This is a genomic window from Acidovorax benzenivorans, assembly GCF_028680575.1.
Taxonomy (GTDB): Bacteria; Pseudomonadota; Gammaproteobacteria; order Burkholderiales; family Burkholderiaceae_C; genus Acidovorax; species Acidovorax benzenivorans.
In genome coordinates this window covers 33,298-54,359 of sequence record NZ_JAPCKI010000019.1, presented here as the reverse complement: position 1 = coordinate 54,359, position 21,062 = coordinate 33,298, and the positions used below count along the sequence as shown (strand labels likewise).

Genomic DNA, 21,062 nt, shown 5'->3' with positions numbered 1-21,062 from the left:
GGCGCGACGAGTGCGGTGCGTCAGCACATGGCGTCAGTAGCGCGGTACCGCTGGGTCGCTTTCGTGCGACCAGGCATCAATGCCACCGGTGATGTTGGCCAGATGCTCGAACCCTTGCTGCTGCAAGAACGAGGCCACGCGCAGGCTGCGGGCGCCGTGGTGGCACAGGCAGGCGATGGGGCGTTGCGCTTGGCGGGCGGCGTCCAGCTCGGCCAGCCGCGCGGGCAGCTCGCCCATGGGGATGGCCACCAGCTCAAACCCGTCGGCGCGCACGCTGGCGGTCTGCAGCTCCCAGGGTTCACGCACGTCCAGCACCAGGGGCTGGCTGCCTTCGGGTGCGGCGGCAAACCAGGCAGACAGCTGGGCGGGGCGGACGTGATCGATCATGCAAAACTCCGAAGACAACCGAAGGGCAGGGGTCAGAACGTGAAGCCAGAGGGCTCGGGGAAGTTCATTAGGCGCGGCGCGATGGTGTCCCACGGCGATGTGGTCTCAAAGCGGTCGCCGGTGCGGCGGGTCAGGGTGAAACGCATCACGGGCTCGCCACCCACGATGGCGCCCAGGCAGCCACCGTCGCGCAGCAGTGATAGCAGGTGGCTGGGCACTTCGGCCACGGAGCCGCTGAGCACGATCACGTCAAACGGACCATCAGGGATGGCATCGCGGGCACCATCGGCCTGGCGCACGTCAGCGTTGTGCACGCCAGCGTCGCGCAGGTTCTCGCGGGCCATTTCGGCCAGTTCGGGGTGGATTTCGAGGGACACCACACGCTCGGCGCGGGCGGCCAGCAGGGCGGCCATGTAGCCCGAGCCTGCACCGATTTCGAGTACACGGTCGGTGGGCTTGATTTGCAGGTCTTGCAGGATGCGCGCTTCCACACGCGGCTGCAGCATGCTGTGGCCCTTGCGCACGGCCTCTTCGGCGTCATCGCCCAGCAGGGGCACTTCAATGTCCATGAAGGCCAGGCTGCGGTAGGCAGGGGGTACAAAGTCTTCGCGGCGCACCACGGCCAGCAGGTCCAGCACGTCGGCGTCGAGCACGTTCCAGGGACGGATCTGCTGCTCGATCATGTTGTAACGGGCCTGGGCGACGGGGTCGCTGATGTTGGCAGACGTGTTCAGGGGCAGGTTCATGGGATTTCTCCGTGGGGCAGATGCAAGGCCGATCGGGACGATCAGGACAAACCTTCGATTTTAGGCGCTGCCGGGGCACGCCCCATCTTGCGAAGGGCCCATTGGGCCAAGTCGTCCATATAGCAATACACCACCGGCACCACCACCAGGGTCAACAAGGAAGAGGTAATGACCCCGCCGATCACGGCCTGGCCCATGGGCGCGCGCTGCTCGGAGCCTTCGGACAACGCGAACGCCAATGGCACCATGCCAAAAATCATGGCCAGCGTGGTCATGAGGATGGGCCGCAGCCGCACTCGGGCGGCCAGCAGCAGTGCATCGGCGCGGGGAAGGCCAGGCACGGTCTGGCCCTGATCACCCACATGCTCCTCGCGGGCGCGAATCGCAAAGTCCACCAGCAAGATGGCGTTCTTGGTGACGAGGCCCATGAGCATCACCACGCCGATGATGGAGAACATCGACAGCGTGGAGCGGAACATCAGCAGCGCCAGCACCACGCCAATCAGCGTGAGCGGCAGCGAGGTCATGAGCGCCAGCGGCTGCAAGAAGCTCTTGAACTGGCTGGCCAGGATCATGTAGATGAAGATGATGGCCATGGCCAGCGCCGAGATGGCGTAGCCAAACGACTCGGCCATGTTCTTGGTGGAGCCGCCAAACTGGTAGCGGTAGCCTGGTGGGAAGGTCACGGTCTCCAGCGCCTTCTTAATGTCGTTCGAGACTTCACCGGCCGAGCGCTGGGACACATTGGCGTTTACCGCCACTTCGCGGGTCAGGTCGCGCCGGTTGATCTGGTTGGCGCCGGTGGATTCGGTGACGCTGGCAACCTGGTTCAGGCGCACGATGCGGGTCGTGCCGTCGGTGGCCGCCAGGGCAAAGGGCAGGCGCTCCAGGTCGGCGGGCTGGGTGCGGGCTTCGGGGGCCAGGCGCACGTTCACATCGTAGGTCTGGTCATCGGGGGCACGCCAGTTGCCCACCGTGGTGCCTGCCACCAGCGTGCGCAGCGACGCAGCCATGGGCGCCACGGAAAGGCCCAGGTCGGACGCCACTTCGCGCTTCACATCCAGCGCAATCACGGGCTTGTCGGGCTTGGCGCTGGTGTCCAGGTCCACAAGACCGGGAATGTCGTGGATCTTCTCGGTGACGATTTTGGTGAGGCGTTCCAGTTCGCGCAGGTCGGGGCCCTGCAGCGAGAACTCCACCTGCTTGTTGCCCCCCACGGCGTCCAGCAGGCCCACGTGGGTGATGGTGATGCCGGGCACGGTCTTGAGACGCTCGCGCAGCACGTCGGACATCTGGTCCACGCTGCGGCTGCGGTCCTTGCGGTCCACCAGGCGTACATAGATGCTGGCGTACATCTTGCCCTGGGCGTTGCCGGTGTTGATGGTGGCCAGTGTGTAGCGCACTTCGGGCATCTCGCGCAGGATGCCTTCCACCTGTTTGGCCTTGGCCTCGGTGGCTTCGAGCGATGAACCGACGGGGGTGTAGAAGTTCAGCGAGGTTTCCGAAAAGTCCGCCTTGGGCACAAACTCCGTGCCCAGGAGCGGCACCATGACCACGCTCAGCACGAACACCGCCAGGGCGATGACCATGGTGGCCAGCTTGTGCACCAGCGACCACCGCAGGATGTGCTGATAGCCCTCCGCCAGCGCATCGGTGGCGCGGTCAAACCAGCCGGTGACGCGGCCAATGGTCTTGTCGTAGAAGGTGACAGGCGCCGTCTTTTGGCCGTGCGCATGGATGCTCGGGTCGTGCCAGATGCTCGATAGCATCGGGTCGAGCGTGAAGCTCACAAACATCGAAATCATCACCGCCGCGACGATGGTGATGCCGAACTCGTGGAAGAACTTGCCGATGATGCCGCCCATGAAGCCAATGGGCATGAACACGGCCACGATGGACAGCGTGGTGGCCAGCACCGCCAGGCCAATCTCCTGCGTGCCGTCCATGGCGGCAGCGTAGGCGCCTTTGCCCATCTGCACGTGGCGCACGATGTTCTCGCGCACCACGATGGCGTCGTCGATCAGCAAGCCCACGCACAGGCTCAATGCCATCAGCGTGATCATGTTGATGGTGAAGCCGAACATATTCATGAACAGGAAGGTGCCGATCAGCGCGATGGGCAGGGTCAGCCCGGTGATCACGGTGGAGCGCCAGGAGTTCAGGAACAGAAAGACGATGAGCACCGTGAGGATGGCCCCCTCGATCAGCGTCTGGCGCACGTTGTTCACCGCCACGCGGATCGGGCGGGCGCTATCGCCAATGGTTTCGAGCCGCACCCCGGGTGGCAGCTGGTTCTTCAGTTCCACCACGGCGGCGTTCAGGCCATCGACCACCTCGATGGTGTTCTCGCCCTGCGACTTTTGCACCGACAGCAGCAGCGTGCGCTGGCCGTTGTAGAGCGCCAGGCTCTCCACTTCCTGTGCGCCATCGTTCACTCGGGCGACCTGGTCCAGGCGCACCGGAGCACCGTTCTTGCGGGCGACGATGATCTTGCCGAAATCCTCAGGCCGCTCCATGCGCGCGTCGATCTGCACCACGCGCTCTTGCGCCAGCGAGCGGATGGCGCCCACGGGCAGGTCCTGGTTCTCGTTGCGCACGGCATTGGCCACCTGGTCGGGGGTCACGCCAAAGGCTTCAAGCGCCTGCGGGTTGAGGTAGATGTTGATTTCGCGCTTGGTAGCGCCCACCAGGTTCACCGCGCCAACGCCGCGCACGTTTTCCAGGCGTTTCTTCAGAATCTGCTCGGCCCAGGTGGTCAGCTCCACCGCGCTGCGACCCGATTTTTCGTCGGGCAACACGGCCAGCGACCACACGGCCCGGCTGGCCGGGTCAAAGCGCAGCACACGCGGCTCCTTGACCTCGGTGCGCAGCAGGGGGCGCACGGTGGCCACTTTTTCGCGCACGTCCTCGGCGGCCTTGCGGCCATCGATGTGCAGCTGGAACTCGATGATGACAACCGCCGTGCCCTCGTAGCTGCGCGAGGTGAGGGCGTTGATGCCCGCAATCGAGTTGACGCCTTCCTCGATCTTCTTGGTGACCTCGCTCTCGACGATTTCGGGCGAGGCCCCGGGGTAGTCCACGGTGACCACCACCACCGGGAAGTCGATGTTGGGGAACTGATCGACCTTGAGGCGCTGGTACGAGAACAAGCCCAGCACGACGATGGCGAGCATCACCATCGTGGCGAACACGGGGTTTTTGAGGCTGACTTTGGTGAACCACATGGCGCGTCAGCCCGGTCAGGGCGCCGTGCGCGATGCGGCGGGGGCAGCCTGCAGCGCAGCGGTTGCCACTGCAGCGGCCACGGCCGTGCCCTCGCGCAGCGAACCCATGCGGCCTGCGATGACCGTCGTGCCCACAGGCACGCCGTCCACCGCCACCAGGGTCTGCCCGTTGATCACGGCGCGCGCTCCGGTCTGCACCGGCACATAGGCCACGCGGCCATCCTTGATGGTTTGCAGGTAGGGGGCCGGTTTGTCGGTGCGCACGGCATCCAATGGCACGGTCAGCACCTGGGCACTGCCCGTGGCAAGCAGGCCTTGCACAAACAGGCCCTGGCGCAGGCTGGCATTGTGGGGGAGCTGGTCCACCCGCAAATAGACTGGCACGGTGCGGCTGCCCGCCTGGGCGCTGGGGTTGATGCGCACGACGGTGGCTTGGACCGGCGCTTGGGCGCCTTCGACGGTGAGCTGGGCCTTCTGACCTACACGCACGCCGACGGAGTCAGCCGGGGTGAGCAGGGCTTCGAGTTCCAGGCGGGAGAGGTCCACCACTTCGATGATGCGGGCGTCGATGGGCACCCGCTCTCCCGGCTGGGCCAGCCGCTGCGCCACCAGGCCGCTGATGGGGCTTTTGAGCACCGTGTCTTCCAGCGCCTTGCGGGCCACGTCGGCGGCCGACACGGCGGCCTGGTAGCTGGACTGGGCCGCTTCCAGGCTGGCCTGCGAAGTGACCAGCGCAGTGGCAGAGATAAAGCCCTGGTCCACCAGGGCACGGTTGTTGTTGTACTGCCGCTGGTTGATGTCCACCTGCGATTTGGCTGCGTCGGCCTGCTGCTGGGCCTGGCGCAGGCGTGCGCGGGCTTCGGTCGGGTCGATACGAGCCACTTCCTGGCCCGCCTTGACGCTGTCGCCCTCGCGCAGAGTCAGGCCCTGCAGCTCGCCAGCCACGCGTGCCTTGACCATGGCCGAGTCCACGGCCCGCAACGAGCCTGATACCGGGACCCCCAGCGAGAGCTGGGACGACTGCACGGTGACCACTTCGTCGGCTGCCAGTTGCAGCGGTGCCTCGGCGCGTTGGGTGGATGCCTCGGCCAAAGCCTTTTGCTGCGCCTGCCGCGCCGCCATGGCCCGCCACACGCCGCCACCGAGCAGCACAACAACGATGGCTGCGGCCATCCAGGGAATCCAGCGTTTCATGGTCAGGGTGTGCGCGAGTGCGTGGAGGAGGGGGGAAGGGGTGGCGGGTCAGATGGCAATGTGCCCGCTGCGGTGGATGTTGCCGGCGCCTCCGGGCGCACGCACAGGCCGTGGAGGATGTTGTCGGCCTGGGTCTCGATGTACTGCTCGGGCGTCATGTCCAGCGAGTCAGGCACACAGGCACCGAGCGAGTGCTTCCATAGCATCAAAAAGATCATGGGGGCCAGCACCAGGTACACGGCATAGTCGAGGTTCACGGGGCGGAATTCGCCCCGTGCAACGCCACGCTCCAGAATGCGACGGATCAGTGCCTGGCCGGGCAGGATGACCTCTTGCTGATAAAACTGCGCGATTTCCGGGAAATTCTGCGCCTCGCTGAGCATGAGCTTGGTAATGCCGGAGGCCTTGGTGCACCCAATGCGCTCCCACCAGACCTGGTAGCAATAGCGCAGGATCTCGCTGGTCGTGCCCACAAAGCTTTCCAGTTCGCTGTTCCACTCGGCAAAGCGCCCGGCGATGTTCTCGCGCACCACGGCCTTGAAGAGTTCTTCCTTACTAGGGAAGTACAGAAACAGCGTGCCTTTGGACACCCCGGCGCGCGCCGCCACCTCGTCCACTCGGGTGGCAGCAAACCCCTTCTCGACAAACAGGTCGAGAGCAGCCTCCAGCAGCTCTCCCGGGCGGGCCTCTTTTCGGCGCTCGCGTTTGGTGCCTGCGGCTGTCGAAGGGGAGGAAGGTGTGGGCGACAAGGCGTTTGAGTTAATGACTGACCGGTTAGTAATGTAGCAAGCACGGGATGGGGCGTCAATTCATAATCCGATGCACTGTCTCCGTTTGAACCCGAGGACCCCATGACTTTGCAAACCATCACCCTGGGCGGCGGCTGCTTCTGGTGCACCGAAGCTGTGTTCGACCGCGTGCGCGGCATCACCGACGTGGAAAGCGGCTACACCAACGGCCACACCCTCAACCCCAGCTACGAGCAGATCTGCCAGGGCGATACCGGCCATGCCGAGGTGGTGCGCCTGACGTTTGATGCCGACGAGATCAGCCTGGAAGAAATCCTGGAAATTTTCTTCCACACCCACGACCCGACCACCCTCAATCGCCAGGGCAATGACGTGGGCACGCAGTACCGCAGCGGCATCTATTACGACAGCCCCGAGCATGGCGAGGTTGCCAACACCATGGTCCGCCAGATGTCGCAAGACAAGCTGTTTGGCGCGCCCATCACCACCGAGGTGACGCCGCTCTCGAACTACAGCACGGCCGAGGCGTACCACCAGGATTACTTTGCGAATCACCCTAACGCGGGGTACTGCGCGTTTGTGGTGGGGCCGAAGGTGGAGAAGTTCAGGAGGACGTTTGCGCGGTATCTGAAGGCGTAACGCGCTATTCGGGACCAAGTGCGCCGTAGAAAGGTGCCTCAGGCGTTCGGCGCCATGCGTTTCAAGAGCGATGGCTTCGTTTGATCACGTTTGCGTTGTGCGTCCGTGTGCTCGACAGGGATAGGCTCTGGATAACTACCGCCGGAAGTTCGTCGGTTGTAACCCGGCGCGTAACGCTGCACTCAGATCGCTGGGAAGACTGGCCACGCCCTTGACTACCCCTGGACCGCCGTTGCGCCAGCTGACTGAGAACTCCCGCGCTTGTCCCACGGGTTGCAGCGAGTGAACGCCGACATGCAAGACTACCTCAGTGCTGCCCTCGACAAGTGCCGCTGACGTGAGCAGCTTGACCACCGGCCCCAGCTCCCGAATTTCGATAGTTACGACCCGCATAAAGCGGCCACCGGCGGATTCCAGCCCAAACGCAACTGCAGCGGGGTTGAGACTGCTCACATGGCGAATTTCTTGCCGTGAGAAACAGCCTGAGTCCTGAAAGAAGTGGTTCATTCCCGCCTCTGCCGCTTTTTCACGCTCCACAACATCTTTCTGATCGGGCCGCCATCGCGTCGTCCATAACACCAGCACGGTAGCCGTTGGATCGCACACAGGCTCCTGCGGTGCTGGTGTCAGTACGAAGGCTGTGGTGGCGCAACCTGCCAGCAATGGGACGAAAAGAGTTGCTCCCAGGCGTGCGAAGCGAAAAATTCTGAAGATGGCTTTGCGCCATGGAGAAAGATGGAAATGCATGCGCGCGAGACCGATAAATTTCAATGGATGAGTGGCTATCTGATGCTGTTCTAAAAATCGACGCTTGCCCACCCAACCTCGGGAGGGATCGTCTGCGGGACCTCCAGGCACACTTGGGCGCCGGTTTTTGAATAGGAACCGCCAATGCGAAGGCATAATGCAACCCAATTGCGTTACAAGCCTTCCCCCGCTCATCGCAGGCTCCCATGCCCACCCCAGCTTCTTCATCCCCACCCGGCCAGCCCTGGACGCTCCCCTCCGGCATGCGCGCCACACGCGCAACGCGGGCGCTGGCGCAGTTGTATGAGGCCCGTCCTGACGCAGCACTCACCGAACCAGAAGTAGAGACAGCCCTTGCAACCGCAGGTGCTCCCGTCAACAAAGTCACCGTGTACCGCCTGCTCGATCGTTTTGCCGCTGCCGGCCTGCTGCACAAGCAAGTGGACGCAGCCCGCGTGACACGGTACACGCTGGCGCCGCAAGGCGAAGAGGGCGTAGCCCCCCGTTTTGAATGCGACGACTGCCACCGCCAGTTTCGCCTGTCGCAGGGCTCTGCCAAGGTGCAGACCGCCCTCAAGCAGGTGCTGCAGGCGCTGGCCACGGCGGGGCATGAAGGCCTGGCGGTAGACATTGCGGTCCACGGGCGCTGTGCAGACTGCGCGCACCCCGCAGAGGGCGCGGCCGCATGATCCGCACCCGAGGCCTTTCGTACATCTATGTCAGCGGTGGCGCCGCGCCGCTGCGCTTCCCCGATGTGGATCTGCGCCAGGGCGGCACGCTGCTGCTGCGCGGGCGCTCGGGCTCGGGCAAGTCCACGTGGCTGGCGCTAATGGCAGGCTTGCGCGGTGCCAGCGGGGGCGACCTGTTTGTGGCGGGCACGCAGCTGGGCACGCAGCGCGGGGCCGAGATCGATGCCTGGCGCGCCCGCACCATCGGTTTTTTGCCGCAAAAGTTGTACCTCAGCAGCGCGCTCAGCGTTGCCGACAACCTGGCGCTGGTCTACTTTGCCGCCGGGTTGCCGCGCGACGACGATTCAATAGTCCGCGCGCTGGCACAAGTGGGCGTGGCCAATCTGGCCGCGCGCAAGCCACACCAGCTCTCGGGCGGGCAGGCGCAGCGCGTGGCGCTGGCGCGGGCCGTGTTGCTGGCGCCGCAGGTGCTGCTGGCTGACGAACCCACGGCCAGCCTGGACGACGAGGCCGCTGCCGATGCACTGGCCCTGCTGCAGCAAAGTGCCGCCGCCTGCGATGCCAGCCTGGTGATTGCCACGCACGACCAGCGCGTGGTATTAGCCCTGGCCGGTGCGCAAACGCTGGATTTGAATGAAATGGGCGCCCAGCGCTTGATGGATAAGCGCGAGCAGCTATGAATTCAGGAGTATTCAAACTCGCCCGCCTGTCGTGGCGCTACCTGTGGTCCCGGCCCTTGGCGGCCGTGCTCAACCTGTTGGTGCTCACCCTGGGCTTGGCCGCCATCACGTTGGTGCTGCTGGTGGCCACGCAGCTCGACAAGGCGTTTGAGCGCGACCTCGCTGGCATCGACCTGGTGGTGGGCGCCAAGGGCAGCCCGCTGCAGTTGATCCTGGCAGGCGTGTTCCACATCGACGTGCCCACGGGCAACATCCCGCTGCAAGAGGTGTTGACCCTGCAGAAGAACCCGCTGGTGGCGCAGGTGATTCCGCTGAGCCTGGGCGACAGCTACCAGGGCTACCGCATCGTAGGCACCACGCCCGACTACGCGGCGCACTACGAGGCCACGCTGACCGAAGGCACCCTGTGGCAGCAGCCCATGGATGCCGTGCTGGGCGCCAGCGTGGCGCGTGGCATCGTCAAAGCCGACCATGCAGGCGCGCCGCTGGTGGGCGCCGCCTTCATCGGCAACCACGGTCTGGGCGGGGGAGGGCACGCGCACGGCGGTCACCCCTACCGCGTGAGCGGCGTGCTCGCGCCCTGTGGCTGCGTGCTGGACCGATTGATCCTGACCAGCACCGAATCCGTCTGGATGGTGCACGAGACCGCCACGGCCAACGATGCCGAGGACCTGGAGATATTGAAAGAAGAGCGCGAGGTGACCGTGGCCCTGGTGCGCTACCGCACGCCCATGGCCGCCGTCACGCTGCCGCGCCTGATCAACGGGGGCACGTCGATGCAGGCGGCTGCGCCTGCCATTGAGGTCACCCGCCTGCTGCGCCTGCTGGGCGTGGGCGCCGATGTGCTGCGTGCCTTTGGCGGAGTGCTGCTGGCCGTGGCCGCGCTCAGCGTGTTCATCGCGCTGTGGAACGCCGTGCGCGAGCGCCGGGCCGACCTGGCCATGCTGCGCATGCTGGGCGCGCCGCCGGGGCGCGTGGCCGGGCTGGTGCTGTGGGAGGCGCTGTGGCTGGCTGCGCTCGCGTCCATATTGGGCTTGCTGCTGGGCCACGGCCTGGCGCAGGGCCTGGGCTGGGCATTGCAGGCGCAGGGCTTGTTGCCCGTCACGGGCTGGATCTGGCTACCCGCAGAGGCGGGCGTACCGCTGCTGGCCGCAGGCGTGGCGGCGCTGGCGGCGCTGCTGCCTGCGATGCAGGCCTACCGCACCGACGTGGCTGACTTGTTGAGCCAGCCCTGATGCAGCCACCGAGTTCTGACCTTCGTCAACCCTCTACCTACTCCACTTGAAAGTCTTGCCATGAAAAAACTTTTCGCTGCTCTCTCCCTGGCCCCCATGCTGCTCGCCGGTGTGCTGGCACACGCGCAAGCCCACAACGACAAGGACACCCAGGAAGACGTCGCCCGCCACCGTGCCATGGCTGCCGCCCACGAGGCTGCCGCCAAGTGCCTGGAGTCCGGCAAGGGACACGACCAGTGCCAGAAAGACCTGCAGGCGGCGTGCAAGAGCTTGGCCATTGGAAAATACTGCGGCATGAAACACGCGCACTAAGACGGTGTGACCGACACCTTCTGAACTCCTGTTTCTTTTTAGATGGCTGTTAGCCCGGAGTACCCACCATGTCCTGCTCGTTGAACCCCATGCCCATCCCCGGCCGGGTGATCCGCCTGGCTTGCCTGGCTGCCTCGCTAGTAGCCCTGGCGGGCGGTGTGCAGGCGCAGCAGGGCGGCGCCACCAAGCCCGCACCGGGTGCTTTTGAGCGCGCCAAGGAAGGCGCGGCCGCAGCGCCGGTGCTGTCGTCGCCCCTGCCTGCGGGCGCTGGCACCGTCGTGCCATCGGGCAGTGCATCGGGTAGCGGTGCGGGCTACCACAGCCCCAACAGCCCGATTGCCCCGCTGCCCCAGCGCAACGACGTGGTGCCATGGTCTGCGCTGACCGACCTGAGCAAAAAGACGACCAAGGACGGCATCCTGCCCGTGTTCAACGACGCCCAAAAGGGCATGGACAAAACCACGCAGCGCATCCAGGGCTTCATGGTTCCGCTGGATGCCAAGCCGACGCAGACGCACTTCATCCTTACCTCGGTGCCGCTGACCTGCTCGTTCTGCACGCCGGGCGGGCCCGAGAGCATGGTCGAGGTGAAAGCCAAGACACCCGTGCGCTATTCGCTGGAGCCCGTGGTGGTGGAAGGCAAGTTCACCGTGCTCCCCAATGACCCATATGGCCTGTATTACCGCGTGGTGGACGCGGTGCCGGTGAAATAATCCACCGCTTTTTGCCGCCGTAGCCCTTGCCGTAACCTCTTTGGCCTTTTGCTTGACGTGACCCGCACTGTCCCCCGCCCCCTGATCCTGCCGTCTGCCGCCCTGCGCGGCGCGGTGGCGCAGCGCGTGGCGTTGGTGTGGTTGCTGATGGCCCTGGTGGTGGTGCCCACGCTGGGGCGGCTGCACCAGGTGGTGCACGGGGGCGCGCTGGACCAGGCGCATGCCGGGTTGCTGGCCGCGCCATCTTCGCTGCCCACGCAGCAGGCAGCGGTATCTGTGGTATCGGCAGAAGCCGTGTGGCCCGCTGCCACACCTGACCACGGTCTGTGGCTGTCTTATGTGCTGGCCCACCACGCGCCGGTGGACTGTCTGTTGCTCGACCAGCTCGCGCTGGGCGATGCCTTGCAGGGCGCCCCGCTGGCGCTGCCAGCGGCCCAGGCGCCGCTGTCGCCACCCGCGCATGCCGCAGGGCGGGCGAATACACCACACATTGCGCTGTTCCACGCGCGCGGCCCGCCCGTGGTCTGACGCGCAGCGCACCTCCTGCCCCCATCTTTTTCGCTGGCTCCGCCGCCGTTTTGCCTTGCAGGGTGACACGGTAGCGTCGTGTCTTAGGGGCCGTGCCCGCTGGCATGGGCCGTGGCATGCACGCCGAGTGGGGCGTTTCTTGGCAGGTGCATAGGCTGCGCGCCTTTTTTGCTCCTGTTTTCATAGCTTTCGGCGCATATCGTACTTGCGCCTGAGGCACTTTTTATTCAAAACCTCGCGCTCTAAGGCGCGAGGCCGCATGCGCAGGCGCGTCTGGCACCGCCAGCGCAGCGCATGCCCCTGTTGCAAGCCACCATGACCCACACTTATTCTGCCCACCGCTTTGCCACCCGCCGCACCCGCCCGGCGCTCCACCCCGTGGCCCTGGCGACTCTGCTGGCGCTGTCTGGCACCGGCGTTGCCACCCAGGCTCAGACCGCGCCGACGGCCGCTGCGGCCACCGACGCCGCACCCAGTCTGCCTCCTGTCACCGTGTCTGCCAGCGGCTTGCAGCTGGGCGCCAGCGACATGACCACCCCCGCCACCGTGCTCGAAGGCGATGAACTGGTGCGTCGCCGCGAGGCCACGCTGGGCGAAACGCTGAACAGCGAGCCCGGCATCACCAGCAGCCACTTTGGCGCCGGTGCCAGCCGGCCCATCATCCGCGGCATGGACGGCCCGCGCGTCAAGGTGCTGAGCGACGGCGCCGAGCTGCACGACGCCTCCACCATCAGCCCCGACCACGCCGTGGTGTCCGAGCCGCTGCTGGCCACGCAGATCGAGGTGCTGCGCGGCCCCTCGGCCCTGGTCTATGGCAATGGCGCCGTGGGCGGGGTGGTCAACGTGCTGGACGGCAAGGTGCCCACCGCCATCCCGCAAAAGGGTTACGAAGGCAGTGCCGAGCTGCGTGCCAACTCCGGGGCGGGCGAGGGCGCCGGGGCCTTTTCGCTGACGGGCGGGGCGGGTAACCTGGCCGTGCATGTGGAGGGCGTGGCGCGGGATGCAGGTGACTACCGCGTGGGCAAGGGCTGGTCGGGCGGCAGCAAGGTGCTGGGCAGCTTCAACCGCACCGACACCGGCAGCGTGGGCCTGTCGTGGGTGGGTGACCAGGGCTACCTGGGCGCGGCCTACACCCGCCAGACCGCCAAATACGGTCTGCCCGGCCACAACCACAGCTTTGAAGGCTGCCACACCCATGGCGACCATCTGCACTGCGGTGCCCACGCGGACGACGAAGCCGACGGCCATGACCACGACGCCGCAGCAGGCGATGTGCCGGTGGTGGACTTGCGCAGCGAACGCTTTGACGTGCGGGGCGAGCTGCGCAACCCGTTTGCGGGCTTCTCGGCACTGCGGCTGCGCGCGGGTGTCACCGACTACCAACACGACGAGGTCGAAGACGGCGCCATCAGCACCACCTTCAAGAACAAGGCCTACGACACGCGCGTCGAGCTGCAGCACGAGCCCATCGGTGGCTTCAAGGGCGTGATTGGCCTGCAGACATCGCAGCGCAAGTTCAGCGCCGAGGGTGAGGAGGCCTATGTGCAGCCCACCGTGACCCGCAAGACGGGCCTGTTCGTGCTGGAGGAGTACCGCTGGAACGACTGGCGCTTTGAAGCAGCCCTGCGCCACGACCGCCAGACGGCCGAGGCCCAGACCAGCGGCATCGAGCGCAGCCACAACGGCACGTCGGCATCGCTGGGCGCGGTGTGGAAGTTCACGCCGGGCTACCAGGTGGGCACCTCGTTCACCCGCGCCAGCCGCGCGCCGTCGGCCGAAGAGCTGTACGCCCAGGGCCTGCACATGGCCACCAGCACTTACGAACGCGGCAATGCCGACCTGCGCTCCGAAATCTCGCAGAACATCGATGTGAGCCTGAAGAAGACCAGCGGCGACACCACCTTTGGCGTCAGTGTCTTCCGCAACCGCATCAACAACTACATCTACGGCCGCACGCTCGATGAAGTCGAAGGCCTGCAGCTGCTGCAGTACAGCCAGGCCGACGCCACCTTCACCGGCATCGAAGGCCAGGTGCGCCAGCGCTTGACGCGCAATCTGGGCGTCACGCTGTTTGGCGACACCGTGCGCGCCAAGCTCGACGGTGGTGGCCTTCTGCCGCGCATCCCGGCCACCCGCGCTGGCGTGCGGCTGGACGCCAACTGGCAGGCTTGGGAAGGGCAGGTGGAATGGGTGCAGGTGGCGCGCCAGGGCCGAGTGGCCGACTTTGAAACCGCCACGCCCGGCTACGGCATGCTGAACCTGGGCGTCAGCTACAACGGCCAGTTCAGCAGCGGCACGCCGTGGCAGGTGTACCTGAAGGCCAACAACCTGACAGACCGCCTGGCGTACGCGCACACCTCGTTCATCAAGAACGCTGCGCCGCTGATGGGTCGCAACCTGACGGTGGGTGTGAAGGTGGCGTTCTGACGGGTGATGCCGTCGTGATGTGAGTGAGCCAGCAGCGGGGGAGCGCGTTGCTGGCTCGCACACCTCATGGCCCCAAACCACCTAAACCACCGAATCCGAGGGGGGGTGGATGCATGCCATACTCGGTTTTACGCGGTTGATTTTCCAATCCGTCAAGGCGACGCTGCCTCAGTCCCGGTGATGGCGTGCATCCGAGTTGGAATGGGATTGGTACCGCAGCAAGCCACCCAACGCCGGGTTGCGCGACGAGCGAAGGACTTGTTCAGCGCTGCCCTGCATGAATCTGCACCATTTGCAATTGCCCTGCATGCCCACCACTCCCACGCCGTCCGCAAATCTGTTGCAACTGCTTCCCGAGACTGTGGTGCAAACCGATGCGCTGTGGGAGATCACTTATCTGAACTCGGCGTGGCACAAGCTCACCGGCCATTCGGTGGCGGCGGCGCTTGGCAGGTCTTTGCTGGAGTTCGTGCATCCCGACGACATCGGCACCATGCGCTCGGGCATGCCGGTGTTTCGCTTGCGCTTTGCCGACGCGAACTATCGCTGGGTGCGTCTGCAGTTCCACCCGGAGACGGATGCGGCGGAGCGGGTGATCAGTCGCCAGGGTGTCCTGATCGAGATCACCGAGGTCACCGAACAGGTGCTGGTGGAAATTCGCCAGCGCTTTCTGCGCTTGCTGGAAACGATTGACGGCGTGGTTTGGGAGGCTGAAATCGGCGTGGGCAACACGTTTCTGAGCCCGCAGGTCGAACGCTTGTTCGGCTACTCCGTCGAGGAGTGGCGGGCTGACCCGGGCTTCTGGCGGGCACATGTGCATCCCGATGATCTGGCGCAGGCTCTGGTGATCGACGATGCCGCCTACAACGCCACGCACAGCCATGCCTACGAGATGAGCTACCGGCTGATCGCCAAGTCGGGCAAGGTGGTGTGGGTGCGTGATCTGTGCCGTGCAGTGGTCGAACCGGGGCGGCCGAACCGCATGATCGGCCTGATGATCGATGTGACCCAGCAGAAGGACACCGAACTCGAGTTGTTGCGCTCCGAAAACCGCTATTCGCTGGCGACCCGCGGATCCAATGACGGCATCTGGTATTGGGACTTGCGAACGGACGCCCTGCATGTGTCCGGGCGTTTTCTCCAGATCGTCGGGCTGGGTAGCCGCGATCATGTGTACGACGGAGGCTGGCACTTTCTTGAGCAACTCATCGATCGCGAGGATCGCGCTCGCGTGCAGGAGGCCTACCGCAGGCACCTGTCCGGAAACAGCGCGAACTTTTCGGTGGACTTCCGTGCGTTCCACGGGGCTGGGCGGCTGGTGTGGGTCAATTGGCGCGGGCTTGCCGAGTTTGAAGACGGTGTTCCCGTGCGCATGGCGGGATCGTTGAGTGATCTGGCCGAGCGTGGCAGTTCCTACGATGCACTGACCAACTTGCCCGGTCGGCCGTTGTTCCGCGATCGCCTTGCGCAACTCATCGCGCTGCACCAGAACGAGGCGGTGAATGGTGATGGTGCGCCGACGCGCGATGGAGCCACGATGTTCGCCGTGCTGCTGCTGGATCTCAACGGGTTCAAGGCCGTCAATGACTGCTACGGACATCATGTGGGCGACCAGCTATTGCAACAGGTGGCGCGGCGGCTCGAATCCTGCGTGCGGGCGGTGGATCTGGTCGCCCGCATGAGTGGCGACGAATTCAACGTGCTGTTGGAGTCCATTGACCCCGCTGAAGCCAGCCAACGGGCAGAGCAGATTGCCGCCGCCCTTGCAGCGCCCTATGTGATCGGCGAACACACCGTGATCAGTGGCGCGAGTATTGGGTTGGTCAGCAGCGCATCCAGGCTGCCAACGGTCGACGACTACCTGCGTGCTGCAGACACCGCCATGTACCGGGCCAAAAGTCAGTCATTGGGCGTGTGCGTGGCCCAATGAGGCGTCGTGGCCACGCCCGGCGAGGGCGTGCTGATCCGGGCCGCGGGGCCGCAAGTGGCTGGCTCAAGGAACAATCGCCACCGATTTGACCTGGGCCCACACCGCGCTGCCGGGCACCACCCCCAGCGCATGCAGGGACCGGTGGGTGACCCGCGCGAGCAGAAAAGACTCCCCACAGCGCAGCCGCACCAGCGCCTGCGAGGGGTGTGCGTCGGGCGCGACCGAGTCGATCACGCAGGGCAGGTGGTTCTGGATGCTGGTCTGTATGGGCTCCTGCACCGTCAGGCTCACGTCGCGGGCCAGAACCCGCAGCCGCACCGCCTGGCCCACCGGCAGGCCGCTGTCGCGCAGCCACATGGCGCCACCGGCAAAACCCACGCGCGCCAGGTGCCAGGCCGCGTCCCGCTCCAGCACCTGGCCGCGCAGCAGCGCGCCCGTGTCGTCGCCCAGCACCATGGGCAGGTGCACCGACGACAGCACCTGGTCCACCGGCCCGGCGGCCTTGACCTGGCCGCCCTCCAGCACCACCAGGTGGTCGGCCAGCCGTGCCAGTTCGTCGGCGGAGTGCGTGACATACAGCATGGGGATGCGCAGCTCGTCGCGCAGGCGCTCCAGCCAAGGCATGATCTCCTGGCGCCGCGCCAAGTCGAGTGCGGCCATGGGCTCGTCCAGCAGCAGCAGGCGCGGGGAGGTTGCCAGGGCACGGGCAATGGCCACCCGCTGGCGCTCGCCGCCTGAGAGTTGGCCCGGTCGGCGCTGCAGCAGGTGGCTTATGCCCAGCAACTCAATGGCCGCCTGCAGCGTGGCCTCGGCCTGTGCGGACCGTGCCCGCTTCAGGCCATACCGCAGGTTGCCCAGCACATCCAGGTGCTCGAACAAGCTGGCCTCCTGGAACACATAGCCCAGCGCCCGCCGGTGTGTGGGCAAAAACACCTGGGCGGCATCGTCCTGCCACACCTCGCCAGCCACGGCCACCAAGCCGGGGTGCGCGCGCTCCAGCCCCGCCACACAGCGCAACACGCTGGTCTTGCCCGAGCCCGAGGCGCCGAACAGCACCGTGATGCCGCTGCCGGGCAGGTGCAGGTCCACGGCCAGTTCAAAGTCGGCACGCGGCAGAGCGAGCCGGATGCGCAGGTTGCCGGGCGCACTCATGGCATCACCCGCGTGCCGCGGTTCTTGAGCAGCCCCAGGCACAACAGCACCACAAACGAGAACAGCACCATGCCGCCCGCCAGCCAGTGGGCCTGGGCGTATTCCATCGCCTCCACATGGCCGTAAATCTGGGTGGAGACCACCCGCGTCTTGCCGGGGATGTTGCCGCCGATCATCAGCACCACGCCAAACTCGCCCACTGTGTGGGCAAAGCTCAGGATGGCGGCCGTGAGCAGGCCTGTGCGGGCCTGCGGTAGCGCCACCGTAAAAAACGCATCCACGGGGCTGGCCCGCAGGGTCGCTGCCACCTCCATGGGGCGGCGACCCATGGATTCAAAGGCGTGCTGCAGGGGCTGCACCGCAAACGGCATGGAAAACACCACCGACCCCATCACCAGGCCGGTGAAGGTGAACGACAACAGGCCCCAGCCCATGCCCTGCGTGAACTGCCCCAGCGGCCCGGCAGGCCCCATGGCCACCAGCAGGTAAAAACCGAGCACCGAAGGCGGCAGCACCAGCGGCAAGGTCACAAAGGCGCCCACGGGCCCTTTCCACCACGACTCGGTTTGCGACAGCCACCAGGCCAGCGGCGTGGCGACCAGCAGCAGCACGATGGTGGTGAGGGTGGCGAGTTGCAGGGTCAGCCAGACGGCTTGCAGTGCTTCAGGGCCCAGGGGCATGGATGAATGGGGCGGTGGCGGGGATGGGGATGGGGATGGGGATGGGGTGTGAGTATCTCAGTGCTCGTAGCCAAAGCCGCGGATGACCTCCCGCGCCTTGTCTCCCTTGAGGTATTGCAGCAACGCTGCCGCTGCCGCGTTGCCTTGGCCCTTGTTCAGCAGCACGGCGTCCTGGCGCAGGGGGGAGTAGAGCGTTGCAGGGACGGCCCATACCGAGCCCTCCACCAGCCGGCCATCGGCCATCACCTGCGACAGGGCGACAAAGCCGAGCTGGGCATTCTGGGTGGCGACAAACTGGTGGGTCTGGGCAATGTTCTCGCCCTGCACCAACTTGGGCCGCAAGGTGTTCAGCACGCCCAGTTGGGTCATCACCTCCACTGCAGCGGCTCCGTAGGGTGCGAGCTTGGGATCAGCCACCGCGATTTTGTCGAACTTGCCGGATTGGAGCACCTGGCCCTGTGCGTCTACCAGGCTGGGCTGTTTGCTCCACAGCGCCAGCTTGCCAATGGCGTAGGTGAAGCGGCTGGCATCGACCGCCAGGCCTTCTTTGGCGAGCTTGGCCGGGGTTTCATCGTCGGCGGACAGCAGCAGGTCGAACGGCGCACCGTTCTTGATCTGCGCATAGAACCGCCCGGTGGAGCCAAAAGCCAGTGTGGTCTTGTGGCCGGTGTCCTGCTCGAACAGGCTGGCAATCTTTTGCATGGGGGCCGTGAAGTTGGCGGCTACGGCCACCGACACCTCACTCGCATGGGCCGAAACCGCTACCGCCAACGAGGCAGCCAGGGACAACAGGAAACGCTTCACGACAACCTCGCTATTCTTTATTGGAATAGCGGGACTGTAACATGGCCGCCGTTTCGCTATTCCGCTGATGAACAGCAGTGCCGCATCCTCCCGTACCACGCAGTTAACATGGCCGCATGAGCAATTCTTCCCTGCCACTGGCCGACGTGCTGGGCCACGAGGCCACGGACAAGCGCATCGACATCCTGCGTCGCATTGGCGAGGTGGGCTCCATCTCCGAGGCAGCGCGGGGCGCTGGTGTGAGCTACAAGGCCGCCTGGCAGGCGCTGGAGACGTTGACCAACCTGGCCGGGGTGCCGCTGGTCGAGAAAGTGGTGGGCGGCAGTGGCGGTGGCGGGGCTGCGATCACCCCAGCCGGCCAGCGGGTGCTGCAGGCGGCCCATGCGCTGGCGGATGCACGCCAGCAGGTGCTGGGCCAACTGAAGAGCGACGACGACGCAGCGACCGGCCGCGCGGCACTGGCGCTGCGCACCAGCATGCGTAACCAGTTTCCTTGCACCGTGGGCAAGGTGCGGGCCGTGGGAGGGCAGGTGCGTGTGCAGCTGCTGCTGGCGGATGGGCAGGCGCTGCATGCATCCATCACGCGGGTCAGCGCACAGTTGCTGGGTTTGAAAGCTGGGATTGGTGTGCTGGCGCTGTGCAAGGCGACGGCGGTTCAAGTGGCCCCGGCCCCGGCCAATCCCGCAGGCAATGCCATGGCCGGGGTGGTGCGGAGCGTCGCTCGCGGCGCCACCCCCGAGGTGGTGCTGCAGCTGCCCAGCGGCATCCAGCTGGTCGGCTTTGCCGCTGAAGGAGCCACGGTTCGAGCGGGCCAGCAGGCCACGGCGGTTTTTGACGAATCCAGCATCGTCATCGCTGCGACTTCCTGAGGGTTGAGCGCCGTCCAGCGCATTTGACAGGAGGGCCAGCGGGCCCAGCTACCTGCTGCGATCGCCGTCGCGCACGGACTCGATCGTGCCGTTGTAGATGCGAACCACCCCCAGAAAAGTGCCCGGCCCCCGGTCGTACGTCCACTCTTCCATGGGCACACACTGGTTGGCCAGCACCGCTGCGGGACTGCCCGGACGGTAGGGCGTCACCACCCAGCCCAGCTGCAGCATGGAAACACACACGCCCTGGCGGTAAATGGGATCACCACACCTCTGGAGCAGGGTCACCGGAGAATCCCCCTTGCCCACCAGCGAACCATTGCAGCTCATCGACTGAGAGGCGTGCACAGGTGGCGCCAAACTCAGTGCCAGGGTGGCGGCCACCAGCCGCAATGTCCTTTGACAACGATCTGGCAGCGCGGGCTGGTTCAGGAGGTCTTTCATGATGGGTGCTTCAGAAGTGCTGCATGTCACTGTACAGCGGCCCTGCCGCAGAGTGGCAGGCACCGCCTTTCGCTTCGCTTTCATCGCCCGTCCGTAAAAGCACAGTGGCCCGAGGCCGCCACAGGCGGCATGATCGGGGGATGAAACTGCTGTTGGTCGAAGACGATTTTGATCTGGCCGGGGCGCTGAGCCGCAGTCTGGTGGCGCGTGGGTTCGAGGTGTTGTGCTGCGCCGATGGCAAGGAGGCGCTGGCGGCCGCACGGCGCACCGCGTTTGATGTGATCACGCTCGACCTGTCGTTGCCGGGCCTGGACGGGCTGGAGGTGCTGCGCCGCCTGCGCGATGGTGGCAGCACCACGCCGGTGCTGGCATTGACGGCCCGCGCCGCCGTCACGGACCGGGTGGCAGGGCTGGAGGCCGGGGCCGATGACTACCTGGCCAAGCCGTTTGACCTGGACGAGCTGGTGGCGCGGCTGCGGGCCCTTACGCGCCGCGTGGGGCGCGACGGGCAGTTGCGCTGCGGCGCGCTGTACCGCGAGCCGGGCAGCGGCGTGTTCTACAACGACGCCTTGCCTCTTGAGCTGTCGCAGCGGGAGGCCGAACTGCTGCGGCTGCTGATGTCGCGCGTGGAGCGGGTGGTGAGCAAGGAAGAGCTGCGTACCCAGGTGTTTGCCAATACGGACGAGCAGGTGCAAGCCGACGCGGTGGAAGTGGTGGTGCACCGGCTGCGAAAAAAGCTGGTGGGCACCAACGCCGAGATCGTGACGCTGCGCGGCGTGGGCTACCTGCTGTGCGATGCCGACAGCATGGCCGCCCACAAGACGGAAAAAGCCGACAAATCCGACAAAGGCGGGGTGGCCCGGTGACGCTGCGGTGGTGGCACAAGCGGCCATGGAGGCCGCGTGGCGGCTCA

At 65.8% G+C, this 21,062-nt stretch carries 21 protein-coding genes; 11 read left to right on the top strand and 10 right to left on the bottom strand.

The genetic code is table 11. The annotated features are described in order from the left end of the window. Positions 1–33 precede the first annotated feature (33 nt). From OIN59_RS22150 to OIN59_RS22130, 5 genes are read right to left on the bottom strand one after another with little or no spacing between them, the layout of a single operon-like run. On the bottom strand, positions 34–387 hold the full coding sequence (locus tag OIN59_RS22150) for a rhodanese-like domain-containing protein (protein WP_274113927.1): 354 nt from the start codon (positions 385–387) through the stop codon (positions 34–36). A 32-nt stretch (positions 388–419) separates the two neighbouring features. Further along, on the bottom strand, positions 420–1,133 hold the full coding sequence (locus tag OIN59_RS22145) for a protein-L-isoaspartate O-methyltransferase family protein (protein ID WP_274113924.1): 714 nt from the start codon (positions 1,131–1,133) through the stop codon (positions 420–422). Positions 1,134–1,174: 41 nt separating this feature from the next. Then, complete coding sequence (locus OIN59_RS22140; RefSeq protein WP_274113923.1) at positions 1,175–4,357, bottom strand: efflux RND transporter permease subunit; 3,183 nt, start codon at positions 4,355–4,357, stop codon at positions 1,175–1,177. A gap of 15 nt (positions 4,358–4,372) precedes the next feature. Beyond that, on the bottom strand, positions 4,373–5,551 hold the full coding sequence (locus tag OIN59_RS22135; RefSeq protein WP_274113921.1) for an efflux RND transporter periplasmic adaptor subunit: 1,179 nt from the start codon (positions 5,549–5,551) through the stop codon (positions 4,373–4,375). Between the two features lie 2 nt (positions 5,552–5,553). Next, positions 5,554–6,300, bottom strand: a complete 747-nt coding sequence (locus OIN59_RS22130) for a TetR/AcrR family transcriptional regulator (protein ID WP_274113919.1) — start codon at positions 6,298–6,300, stop codon at positions 5,554–5,556. Between the two features lie 102 nt (positions 6,301–6,402). Here OIN59_RS22130 and msrA point away from each other — a divergent pair, with 102 nt between their 5' ends. Beyond that, positions 6,403–6,939, top strand: a complete 537-nt coding sequence (gene msrA / locus OIN59_RS22125) for a peptide-methionine (S)-S-oxide reductase MsrA (protein ID WP_274113917.1) — start codon at positions 6,403–6,405, stop codon at positions 6,937–6,939. Positions 6,940–7,074: 135 nt separating this feature from the next. Here the strand turns inward: msrA and OIN59_RS22120 are convergent, their stop codons facing one another. After that, complete coding sequence (locus tag OIN59_RS22120) at positions 7,075–7,758, bottom strand: hypothetical protein (protein ID WP_274113915.1); 684 nt, start codon at positions 7,756–7,758, stop codon at positions 7,075–7,077. A 191-nt stretch (positions 7,759–7,949) separates the two neighbouring features. Between OIN59_RS22120 and OIN59_RS22115 the strand changes: the two genes are divergently transcribed. The 8 genes from OIN59_RS22115 (at position 7,950) to OIN59_RS22080 (ending at position 16,200) form a co-directional block, all read left to right on the top strand. Further along, positions 7,950–8,375, top strand: a complete 426-nt coding sequence (locus tag OIN59_RS22115) for a Fur family transcriptional regulator (protein ID WP_274114014.1) — start codon at positions 7,950–7,952, stop codon at positions 8,373–8,375. Next, a complete protein-coding gene (locus OIN59_RS22110; protein ID WP_274113913.1) occupies positions 8,372–9,055 on the top strand; it encodes an ATP-binding cassette domain-containing protein in 684 nt (227 codons plus the stop codon). Before OIN59_RS22115 ends, OIN59_RS22110 begins: the two co-directional genes overlap by 4 nt. Continuing rightward, positions 9,052–10,290, top strand: a complete 1,239-nt coding sequence (locus OIN59_RS22105) for an FtsX-like permease family protein (RefSeq protein ID WP_274113911.1) — start codon at positions 9,052–9,054, stop codon at positions 10,288–10,290. The genes OIN59_RS22110 and OIN59_RS22105 overlap by 4 nt, the downstream gene beginning before the upstream one ends. A gap of 60 nt (positions 10,291–10,350) precedes the next feature. Next, positions 10,351–10,602, top strand: a complete 252-nt coding sequence (locus tag OIN59_RS22100; RefSeq protein WP_274113909.1) for a hypothetical protein — start codon at positions 10,351–10,353, stop codon at positions 10,600–10,602. 68 nt (positions 10,603–10,670) lie between these two features. Continuing rightward, positions 10,671–11,315, top strand: a complete 645-nt coding sequence (locus OIN59_RS22095) for a DUF3299 domain-containing protein (protein ID WP_274113907.1) — start codon at positions 10,671–10,673, stop codon at positions 11,313–11,315. Between the two features lie 57 nt (positions 11,316–11,372). Continuing rightward, entirely contained in the window at positions 11,373–11,843 is a 471-nt protein-coding gene (locus OIN59_RS22090) for a hypothetical protein (RefSeq protein WP_274113905.1), read from the top strand. Between the two features lie 315 nt (positions 11,844–12,158). Continuing rightward, on the top strand, positions 12,159–14,270 hold the full coding sequence (locus OIN59_RS22085; protein WP_274113903.1) for a TonB-dependent receptor domain-containing protein: 2,112 nt from the start codon (positions 12,159–12,161) through the stop codon (positions 14,268–14,270). A gap of 307 nt (positions 14,271–14,577) precedes the next feature. Next, positions 14,578–16,200: a sensor domain-containing diguanylate cyclase gene (locus OIN59_RS22080; protein WP_274113901.1), complete on the top strand. Its 1,623-nt coding sequence runs from the start codon at positions 14,578–14,580 to the stop codon at positions 16,198–16,200. A 63-nt stretch (positions 16,201–16,263) separates the two neighbouring features. On the opposite strand, the gene modC is transcribed toward OIN59_RS22080, so the two are convergent. From modC to modA, 3 genes are read right to left on the bottom strand one after another with little or no spacing between them, the layout of a single operon-like run. Then, positions 16,264–17,352, bottom strand: coding sequence for a molybdenum ABC transporter ATP-binding protein (gene modC / locus OIN59_RS22075; protein WP_274113899.1), 1,089 nt, complete (start codon positions 17,350–17,352; stop codon positions 16,264–16,266). Continuing rightward, positions 17,349–18,032 carry a molybdate ABC transporter permease subunit gene (gene modB, locus OIN59_RS22070; protein ID WP_274113897.1) on the bottom strand — a complete coding sequence of 228 codons (684 nt, stop codon included), beginning with the start codon at positions 18,030–18,032 and terminating at the stop codon, positions 17,349–17,351. The genes modC and modB overlap by 4 nt, the downstream gene beginning before the upstream one ends. A gap of 57 nt (positions 18,033–18,089) precedes the next feature. Beyond that, positions 18,090–18,836 carry a molybdate ABC transporter substrate-binding protein gene (gene modA, locus OIN59_RS22065; protein ID WP_274113895.1) on the bottom strand — a complete coding sequence of 249 codons (747 nt, stop codon included), beginning with the start codon at positions 18,834–18,836 and terminating at the stop codon, positions 18,090–18,092. A 116-nt stretch (positions 18,837–18,952) separates the two neighbouring features. Here modA and OIN59_RS22060 point away from each other — a divergent pair, with 116 nt between their 5' ends. Then, complete coding sequence (locus OIN59_RS22060) at positions 18,953–19,705, top strand: TOBE domain-containing protein (RefSeq protein WP_274113894.1); 753 nt, start codon at positions 18,953–18,955, stop codon at positions 19,703–19,705. A gap of 48 nt (positions 19,706–19,753) precedes the next feature. Here the strand turns inward: OIN59_RS22060 and OIN59_RS22055 are convergent, their stop codons facing one another. Beyond that, positions 19,754–20,149, bottom strand: coding sequence for a DUF2845 domain-containing protein (locus tag OIN59_RS22055; RefSeq protein WP_274113892.1), 396 nt, complete (start codon positions 20,147–20,149; stop codon positions 19,754–19,756). Positions 20,150–20,289: 140 nt separating this feature from the next. Between OIN59_RS22055 and OIN59_RS22050 the strand changes: the two genes are divergently transcribed. Then, positions 20,290–21,015, top strand: coding sequence for a response regulator transcription factor (locus OIN59_RS22050; protein WP_274113890.1), 726 nt, complete (start codon positions 20,290–20,292; stop codon positions 21,013–21,015). The last annotated feature ends 47 nt before the right edge of the window (positions 21,016–21,062 follow it).

Coding starts and splice junctions, on each gene's coding strand:
- OIN59_RS22135 (WP_274113921.1), bottom strand. CDS start 5,551: ATGAAACGCTGGATTCCCTGGATGGCCGCAGCCATCGTTGTTGTGCTG.
- OIN59_RS22080 (WP_274113901.1), top strand. CDS start 14,578: ATGCCCACCACTCCCACGCCGTCCGCAAATCTGTTGCAACTGCTTCCC.
- OIN59_RS22055 (WP_274113892.1), bottom strand. CDS start 20,149: ATGAAAGACCTCCTGAACCAGCCCGCGCTGCCAGATCGTTGTCAAAGG.
- OIN59_RS22145 (WP_274113924.1), bottom strand. CDS start 1,133: ATGAACCTGCCCCTGAACACGTCTGCCAACATCAGCGACCCCGTCGCC.
- OIN59_RS22100 (WP_274113909.1), top strand. CDS start 10,351: ATGAAAAAACTTTTCGCTGCTCTCTCCCTGGCCCCCATGCTGCTCGCC.
- OIN59_RS22085 (WP_274113903.1), top strand. CDS start 12,159: ATGACCCACACTTATTCTGCCCACCGCTTTGCCACCCGCCGCACCCGC.
- modB (WP_274113897.1), bottom strand. CDS start 18,032: ATGCCCCTGGGCCCTGAAGCACTGCAAGCCGTCTGGCTGACCCTGCAA.
- OIN59_RS22095 (WP_274113907.1), top strand. CDS start 10,671: ATGTCCTGCTCGTTGAACCCCATGCCCATCCCCGGCCGGGTGATCCGC.
- OIN59_RS22150 (WP_274113927.1), bottom strand. CDS start 387: ATGATCGATCACGTCCGCCCCGCCCAGCTGTCTGCCTGGTTTGCCGCC.
- OIN59_RS22140 (WP_274113923.1), bottom strand. CDS start 4,357: ATGTGGTTCACCAAAGTCAGCCTCAAAAACCCCGTGTTCGCCACGATG.
- msrA (WP_274113917.1), top strand. CDS start 6,403: ATGACTTTGCAAACCATCACCCTGGGCGGCGGCTGCTTCTGGTGCACC.
- OIN59_RS22115 (WP_274114014.1), top strand. CDS start 7,950: ATGCGCGCCACACGCGCAACGCGGGCGCTGGCGCAGTTGTATGAGGCC.
- OIN59_RS22110 (WP_274113913.1), top strand. CDS start 8,372: ATGATCCGCACCCGAGGCCTTTCGTACATCTATGTCAGCGGTGGCGCC.
- OIN59_RS22105 (WP_274113911.1), top strand. CDS start 9,052: ATGAATTCAGGAGTATTCAAACTCGCCCGCCTGTCGTGGCGCTACCTG.
- OIN59_RS22060 (WP_274113894.1), top strand. CDS start 18,953: ATGAGCAATTCTTCCCTGCCACTGGCCGACGTGCTGGGCCACGAGGCC.
- modC (WP_274113899.1), bottom strand. CDS start 17,352: ATGAGTGCGCCCGGCAACCTGCGCATCCGGCTCGCTCTGCCGCGTGCC.
- OIN59_RS22050 (WP_274113890.1), top strand. CDS start 20,290: ATGAAACTGCTGTTGGTCGAAGACGATTTTGATCTGGCCGGGGCGCTG.